Annotated in this window: 6 protein-coding genes and 1 other RNA gene; 4 read left to right on the top strand and 3 right to left on the bottom strand. The window is 31.4% G+C overall.

Features of this window, described 5'->3' with window-relative positions:
• Positions 1-464 precede the first annotated feature (464 nt).
• Together L3X37_RS13380 and L3X37_RS13385 are read right to left on the bottom strand one after the other, a co-directional pair.
• Complete coding sequence (locus L3X37_RS13380) at positions 465-2,927, bottom strand: TonB-dependent receptor (RefSeq protein ID WP_237240669.1); 2,463 nt, start codon at positions 2,925-2,927, stop codon at positions 465-467.
• 12 nt (positions 2,928-2,939) lie between these two features.
• Positions 2,940-4,625 (bottom strand): M23 family metallopeptidase, encoded by a 1,686-nt coding sequence (locus L3X37_RS13385; RefSeq protein ID WP_237240670.1) that lies wholly within the window; start codon positions 4,623-4,625, stop codon positions 2,940-2,942.
• Between the two features lie 226 nt (positions 4,626-4,851).
• On the opposite strand from L3X37_RS13385, the gene L3X37_RS13390 reads away from it, so the two are divergent.
• The 4 genes from L3X37_RS13390 to rny all read left to right on the top strand — a co-directional run bounded on the left by L3X37_RS13390 (position 4,852) and on the right by rny (position 7,248).
• The gene (locus tag L3X37_RS13390; RefSeq protein ID WP_237240671.1) at positions 4,852-5,142 is read left to right on the top strand and encodes a coiled-coil domain-containing protein; all 291 of its coding nucleotides are present in this window, start codon (positions 4,852-4,854) and stop codon (positions 5,140-5,142) included.
• Between the two features lie 14 nt (positions 5,143-5,156).
• On the top strand, positions 5,157-5,450 hold the full coding sequence (locus L3X37_RS13395) for a cell division protein ZapA (protein ID WP_237240672.1): 294 nt from the start codon (positions 5,157-5,159) through the stop codon (positions 5,448-5,450).
• A gap of 57 nt (positions 5,451-5,507) precedes the next feature.
• A non-coding RNA gene (gene ssrS, locus L3X37_RS13400) (6S RNA) lies at positions 5,508-5,616 on the top strand.
• A gap of 54 nt (positions 5,617-5,670) precedes the next feature.
• Positions 5,671-7,248, top strand: a complete 1,578-nt coding sequence (gene rny / locus L3X37_RS13405) for a ribonuclease Y (RefSeq protein WP_237240673.1) — start codon at positions 5,671-5,673, stop codon at positions 7,246-7,248.
• 163 nt (positions 7,249-7,411) lie between these two features.
• Here rny and xerD read toward each other — a convergent pair whose 3' ends face one another.
• Entirely contained in the window at positions 7,412-8,308 is an 897-nt protein-coding gene (gene xerD, locus L3X37_RS13410) for a site-specific tyrosine recombinase XerD (protein WP_237240674.1), read from the bottom strand.
• Between the last annotated feature and the right edge of the window lie 167 nt (positions 8,309-8,475).

Raw genomic sequence — 8,475 nt, forward strand, 5'->3', positions numbered from 1 at the left:
AAACAAAGAAAATACCCCAGTAAAGCTTTTGAAAGTAGAGTAAATTTTCCAAAAAAATCAGACAAAAGCAAAATTATAAAATCAAAATCTGAATCCTATTCAAAATTCTAGCGGCGATGAATAATGCGGCTTAAACAATGAAATCATAATATCGATTATTTATAATCAAAAATCATGCAAACACTTTTTAGCTCATTTAATGTGTAATTGGTATTATTACTGCTTATTTCTTTCATCAAAGTTGAAGAAATTAAGTTAGAAGCTTCAGTATCAAAAATAAAGCGATACAAGCGTTGTTAATCTTTGCAGGTATTATGAGTTTGCCATTTGCATTTTCATAGGGGATTTCGGTATAATATTTTTTAGTGGTAGACTTTCCAGTTTTAAAGGTTTTATTTTGGGCAAAGCTGAAGTTGGCTATAACAAAACAAAAAGCAATATTCAATAAGCATTAGGTTATAGCATTAAAATTTCATAGTTGTCCTAATGTTAAATACTCGAGGTGTTAAAAAGTTAGGAATAGCATATTGACGCTTACTATATACATCTCTAACCCAAGTATTTGTAATGGAGTTTTGCACATCGAAAATATTAAAAATTTCTACACCAAACGAGAGTTCTTTAAACGGTTTTTTCCAACCGCTGTTAAATTGTTTTTTATCGTCAACAATTACAAATTGAAAACCAACATCTGCTCTTTTGTAAGATGGTAACCTGTTTTGATACTCATAAGGGTCTGCATAACTAGGTGAGCCACCCGGTAAACCTGTATTAAATACCAAGTTTAAATACATTTTCATATTAGGTATATTTGGTACATAATCTTGGAATAGCGCTGCAAACTTTAAACGCTGGTCTGTTGGTCGTGCAATATATCCACGGTTATTTATGTTTTCTTCAGTTTTTAAATATCCAAAACTAAACCATGATTCGGTTCCCGGTACAAACTCACCATTCAAACGCATATCTAAACCGTAAGCAAACGCTTTCGCGGAATTATTAGCACGATAACGAATACGAACATTCTCTAAAGTATATGGATTTACATCTCTCAAACCTTTGTAATACGCTTCAGTAGTTAATTTAAAAGGTCTATCCCACATTTTAAAACTATAGTCGTTACCTAATACTACATGAAACGATTGTTGTGCTTTAACATTGGGTTGCACAACGCCGTTAGCATCTCGCAACTCTCTGTAAAAGGGTGGCTGATAATATAATCCTCCAGCAATTCTAAAAAGCATGTCTTTTTCCCAATAGGGTTTTATGGCGAATTGCGCTCGGGGACTAAATACAGTTTGATTTGAAGATAAAACACCATCACCACTAACTAACCAATTATGCACTCTAACACCAGCATTGTACCAAACATCGTTTATTCCTATAACAGATCGTTTGCTCCATTGTGCGTAGGCTTGTAATCTGTTTATTTTGGTGTTATTTGTAGCTCGAACGTTTTGAAACGGTTTAATAGGACCTTCAAACGGCATGTAAGGTTGCTCGTTAAATGTATCAATATGTGGTGGCCTAATTGAAAATCCGGCAGAATCAATAACTTCCCATTCTACTAATCGGTCACGAATGTCTTCGTTGCTATATTTTATAGACCACTGTATGCGGCTATCATTAATTTTTAAATCACCTTTGTGTTCAACTGTAGTTATTAATGCGTCTAAATCGTTTCTGCCATGATTTAATTGACTTCCAATACCTTCGCTAAATTCAACTTCACCTAAATTTTCATCACCAATATTCGTGTTAACTTCACCCAATCGATACTGTGCCAAAATATCAAAATGCTCTTCTTCAGTGGTATGATAAGTAGAAGCTATAGCATGTAGTGTTAAATTATCGTTTGCAAAATAAGTGCCTTTAAAAGCTCCAAAAATGGTTTGATATTGATCTTTTTCCTGCCCTTCATAAAACACAACTAAAGCTAACGGATCTGCAAGTGTGCCAAAATTAGTTTGTCGTGTTAGTGGCTGGTAACCATATTTATTTAACGACATATTACCCAAAAAGCTTAAATGAAATTTATCGGTAAATTTATATGTTAAAAAGGCTTGGGCGTCTGCAAAAGCAGCATCATAATTGGTTTCAGTTTCTTTAGCATTTACTAATAATTCATTATCACGATAACGCAAACCAACAATACTTGAGAACTTAGAGTCTTTACTTATGTTTTCAATAGAAAAGCTACCGCCTAATAAACTTAAGTCTGCGTTAATTTCAAATTGATAAGGGTTTTTATAGGTAATATCTAAAACGGATGATAATTTATCGCCATATTTAGCTTGAAATCCACCTGAAGAAAAATCTACGTTCTGAACCAAATCAGTATTTACAAAGCTTAAACCTTCCTGTTGGCCAGATCGAATTAAAAAAGGACGATACACTTCTATACCATTTACATATACCAAATTTTCGTCGTAATTACCACCACGAACAGAATATTGTGTGCTTAGTTCGTTATTATTACTAACTCCAGGAAGTGTTAATAATAAATTTTCAACACCAGCATTGGCTCCTGGGATTTTTCTTATGGTTTCTGGTTTTAAAGTTGTAACACCTTCAATATCTTTTCGACGATTTCCAGAAACTACAACAGTGCTTATCTGTTCTATGGTAGTACTCATTACTGGATTAAACTCTCGTGTTTCACCATTTTTAAGATTAAAAGTGATGCTTATTTTTTTGTAAACTAGATGAGAGAATTTAATAGTGATATTTTGGTTTGCAGGAATGTTTAAAGTGTAAAAACCGTTTTCATTAGTTTCTGTACCAATATTGCCAGCTTTAATATTTACTTTAGAAATGGGTGTATTTTCATTATTTAATATAACACCTTTAATAGTTGCAGTTTGAGAATAGCCTAAAGTAATATTTAATAAAAACAGAATTACTGTAAATGAAAATTTTGAATTCAAAAGCGAGAAAATTTATTTTCTATAAAACACAGTTTCAAAAGTAGAATTATTTCCAACATTATCGGTAACAATTACCTTTAAATTATTTTTAGTTTCGGTAATTATACCATCATTAAAATCGTGTGTTAAGGTTTTTGTTTTATAATCGTACTCCATTAAAATCCATGTCCCATTTACAGTTGCTCTGTAATTTGATATTCCAGAAAGTTCATCATCTATCTTAATTTTTAAATATCTAAAGTTGCTTAACCATTGCCCTTTTTTAAAATTGATTGGTGTTATTTTTGGTTTAATTGTATCTGTTGCTAATACAAATTCACCTAATGTTTTAGAGTATGTGGTTAATATATTATCTTTTCTTTTAGTTGATGAATATGAAGGAAATTTTTTATAACCCAACAATTTGGCAATGTATAATTTACTTTTGTCTTTATCAGAATATGCGCTTACATCATAAGAAATTTTGAAGCTTTTTTTAGTTGGTATAATATCTTCGTGTAATGATAAGGTATCATTGCTCACATCAAAATCTAAATAAAAATTATCGTAAAACGTGTCTTTGTAAAAATCAACTGAGACTTTTCCTTTTTTTAAATTGGTGGTTTCTTCTTTATTAATAAAATATGGTGTCGTTTTTTTTGTTGATATGTTATTAGTATCACTTTTACTTCCTTTTATGGTTACAGTTGCCCAAGTATTATTTTTTTTATAATCGCCAACTTTTATTTTGTAAACAGAATATGTACTGTCTTTTATGTTTAAAATGCCATTATTTAATACTTCTTTATAAATACTTAGTGTATTGTTTTGATTAAATAGTTTTTGAATACGTTTTTTTTTTGTTTTATAGTGTGCGTAGTCTATAAGTTTGTTAATGTTTTTTGTTTCGCTAAACGAAAAACGCTTAAAATCTAGTTCGAAATTTTTATTGCCATTAACAAAGGTTTGAATGTTATAAACGCCATTTTTATTGGCGGCTAAATTTTGTCTATCAATAGTTTCAATACCAAAACCAATTTTACCATATGCTTCAATATTTTCAACAGTGTAATCACCATTTTTTAAAGGTATTATGCGTAATTTCTTTTTAGTATTCGATGTATTTATAAAAGAATTTTCATCTAACGGATATGCATAAATAGAAGATATTATTGGGTTTACCGAATCTTTTATATCAATGCCAAATAGCATGGGGTTTATTGGTCTTTCTTGTTTGTCGCGAATTTCAAAATGTAAATGTGGCCCTCCAGAGCCACCAGTATTTCCGCTTAAAGCAACTATTTCGTCCTTTTCAATTTTCAAGTCTTCAGCATTAGGAAACAATTCAATTTGAAAAGATTCTTTTTTGTATTGATGGTTTTTTACATAAGCTTCAATTTTGGGCGAAAACTTTAATAAATGAGCATAAACTGTGGTATAGCCATTAGGATGAGTAATGTATAATGCTTTGCCGTAGCCAAAATGTGAGACTTTAATTCTGCTTACAAAACCACCAGCCGAGGTGTACACATTTAAACCTGTTCGTTGTTGTGTTTTAATGTCTAAACCAGAATGAAAGTGATTAGACCGTAACTCTGCAAACGTTCCAGAAAGAACTAAAGTAATATCTAATGGACTTCTAAAATAATTTTGTGGGTAATTATTTTGAGCTAAAGAGCTTGTTGAGAGTAATAAAAAAATATAAAAGATTAATCGCATATGAGTTACCAATTAAATTTTAAAATGGTATTTAAAGGCTTTGTTTAATTTTGATTGGTAATTAGGCTAAAATATTAATTTGATATGAATACGCAAAGCTTTGAACAAAAATCAAGCCAATGTTAAGGTTTTAGCATAAACTAATAATTAAAAAAAATTATGAAAAAACAATTGTAATTTAAACTTAGGTATGTTAACTTTGTGTGATAAGTATTGAAATTTGTAAATGAGTAGTATTGAAGATATTGTAGATTCTTTAGAAAACAAAATTAGCAAAGTATTACACAAGCTAGAGCTTTTAAAACAAGCTAATTATAAATTGAATGAAGAATTGCAAGTTTCCAAACTAGAGCTTCAAAGCCATAAGTTGCAAATAACAAATTGGGAAGAAAAATATGAGGCACTAAAAATAGCAAACTCAATACTTGGTAGTGACGATAATAAGAGAGAAACAAAGCTTAAAATAAACGCATTAATTAGAGATATAGATCATTGTATTGCTCAATTATCAGATTAATGTAACTAGATTAAATGTCAGAAAAGCTTAAAATAAAGCTATCAATAGCTAATAGGGTATATCCTTTAACTATTGAAGCAAATCAAGAAGAAGGATTGCGTAAGGCAGCTAAGAAAATTGAGGCTATGATTAAGCAATTTGAACAAAGCTATTCTGTAAGAGATAAGCAAGATGTATTGGCTATGTGTGCTTTACAGTTTGCCTCTCAAGTAGAACAAAAATCTATTGACAAAGCAAATGTGAACGAACATGTAGAAGAAAAGCTAAACGCTTTAAATGAATTATTACATTCGCATTTAGTCTCTTAAACGTTCTTTAAAATAAACTAAAAAGTTACTGCCTACATTGGTTATTTTTTTTGATAAACTCAACGTTAATTCTTTAAAAAGGGTGAGTTTAAGTTGTAAAAGCATGCTGCCTTAGTCGCAGATTCTTGATCAGCTTGTTAGCCCTAAACTTGTTTTTAAGGAGTTTATACAAAACTTTATACTGGTGTAGGCTTTTTTTATATACTAACCAACAAACAAAATGGAAATTAATTCAATAATATTAACAGCAGGTGGCGTATTATTAGGTCTTATATTAGGATTTATTATCGCAAAAGTGCTTGAAAAAAATAAGGCTTCAAAATTAATTAGAGAAGCAAAAAGATCTGCATCTAACATATTAAAGGAAGCAAATTCTGAAGGAGAATCAATTAAAAAAGATAAAATTCTTCAAGCTAAAGAAAAGTTTATCGAGCTAAAAGCAGAGCACGAAAAAGTTATTTTATCTCGTGATAAGAAGATGGCTGAAGCCGAAAAGCGAATTCGAGATAAAGAGTCTCAAATATCTAACGAACTCTCAAAAGAAAAAAAGCTAAATGCAAGTCTTGAGTCTAAGCAAAAGGATTATAATCACAGATTAGAAATTCTTAATAAAAAGCAAGACGAGTTAGAGAAACTTCATAAAAGTCAAGTACAGCAATTAGAAGTTATTTCTAGTTTATCAGCCGAAGAAGCCAAAGAACAATTGATTGAATCTTTAAAAGGAGAAGCTAAGAATGATGCTATGGCATATATTCAAGGAGCACTTGAAGAAGCTAAAATGACTGCTGAACAAGATGCTAAAAAAATAATTATTAACACCATACAGCGTATAGGAACTGAAGAAGCCGTAGATAATTGTGTGTCTGTTTTTAATATTGAGTCAGACGATGTTAAAGGGCGAATAATTGGTCGTGAAGGTCGAAATATTCGTGCCATAGAAGCAGCTACAGGTGTTGAAATTATTGTTGATGATACACCAGAAGCTATTATCTTGTCATGTTTTGATTCTGTACGTAGAGAGATTGCACGTTTGTCTCTTCATAAATTGGTAACCGATGGAAGAATTCATCCAGCTAGAATTGAAGAGATTGTTAAGAAAACACAGAAACAGATCGAGCAAGAAATTATAGAAGTTGGTAAACGTACTGTTATCGATTTAGGAATCCACAATCTACACCCAGAACTTATAAAGACGGTTGGCAGAATGAAATACCGCTCATCATACGGTCAAAACCTATTGCAACACTCAAGAGAAGTTGCAAAACTTTGTGGTGTAATGGCAGCAGAATTAGGCTTAAACCCCAAATTGGCAAAACGTGCTGGATTACTGCACGATATTGGTAAAGTGCCAGATGCTGAAGCTGATATGGAAACTCCGCACGCTATATTAGGTATGCAATGGGCAGAAAAATATAATGAAAAGGATGATGTTTGCAATGCTATTGGAGCGCATCATGATGAGATTGAAATGAAATCGCTATTAGCACCAATTATTCAAGTATGTGATGCTATTTCAGGAGCGCGCCCTGGAGCAAGAAGGCAAGTGCTAGATAGTTACATTCAGCGTTTAAAAGATTTAGAAGATATTGCTTTTGGATTTAATGGTGTTAAAAAAGCTTATGCTATTCAAGCGGGTAGAGAGTTGCGTGTTATTGTTGAAAGTGAAAAAGTAAATGACGACGTAGCTGCAGACTTATCGTTCAATATTTCACAAAAAATCCAAACTGACATGACGTATCCTGGACAAGTTAAAGTTACCGTAATTCGAGAAACTAGAGCCGTTAATATTGCTAAGTAAGCTTTGTCATTCCTGCGAAGGCAGGAATCTTATAGATAGAATTATATAAAAATCCAGCGTAAGTTGGATTTTTTAATTTATAAACATTCCATAGAAGTGTATTAACGAAAAACGATTAACGATTTTTGATTGCTGAACTTACTGCCAGCAGAAGACTGTTTACTTATTTTCTAGGGTGATATTTTTCTACCACGTCGGCTAAATGCCCTTTATCAAGATGTACATAAATCTCAGTTGTTGTAATACTTTCGTGCCCTAACATGAGTTGAATTGAACGTAGATCAGCATTATTTTGCAATAAATGAGTGGCAAAAGAGTGTCTGAATGTGTGTGGAGAAATATTCTTTTTCAATCCAACTTTTTCTGCTAATTGTTTTATAATTGTAAAAATCATAGCTCTGGTTAATTGTTTTCCACGTCTGTTTAAAAACAAAGTATCTTCAAAACCAGCTTGAATGTTGATGTGATTTCGAACTTCTTTCCTATAAATATTAATATATTTTTGTGTTACAGCCACTATTGGTACAAAGCGTTGTTTGTCACCTTTTCCAGTAACTTTTATAAAGCCTTCATCAAAAAACAAATCAGATAATTTTAGATTTACCAACTCACTAACACGTAATCCGCAGCCGTATAAAGTTTCTAAAATAGCTCGATTGCGTTCTCCTTGAGGTGTACTTAAATCGATGGCATTTATAAGTTTGTCTATCTCATCTTCAGATAAAGTATCGGGTAATTTTCTACCAATTTTTGGAGATTCAATCAATTCAAGAGGATTTTTTTTTCTATAATCTTCAAAAACTAAGTAGTTAAAAAAACTTCGTAAACCAGAAATCATACGTGATTGGGATCTAGCATTAACATGTTTAGCAGTTTCGTAAATAAATTGCTGAACAACTTCAGAAGTAACAGAAATAGGGGATGAGTTTATATTGTTTTCTTCTAAAAAAGCAATTAATTTCTGAATATCAGTCGAATAGCTATCTATAGAATTTTGAGACAATCCGCGTTCTATTTTTAAATATAATTGATAATCTTTAAGTGCGTGTTGCCATTTCATTGAAGCAAAAATAATAAAAAAAAGAGGCTGTCTGAAAAGGCAGTCTTTTTTTTTGCAAATTTTCTAGTAAATTCTTAACTTTAAGGATGAGCAGAAAAGTCATTTTTAAGACCTACAACCAAGATCAGTTAAGTCTTTTACCACCCAGTTATGATGATTTAGTTCCA

The organism is Wocania arenilitoris, from assembly GCF_021728535.1.
In the GTDB taxonomy this organism is placed as follows: domain Bacteria; phylum Bacteroidota; class Bacteroidia; order Flavobacteriales; family Flavobacteriaceae; genus Wocania_A; species Wocania_A arenilitoris.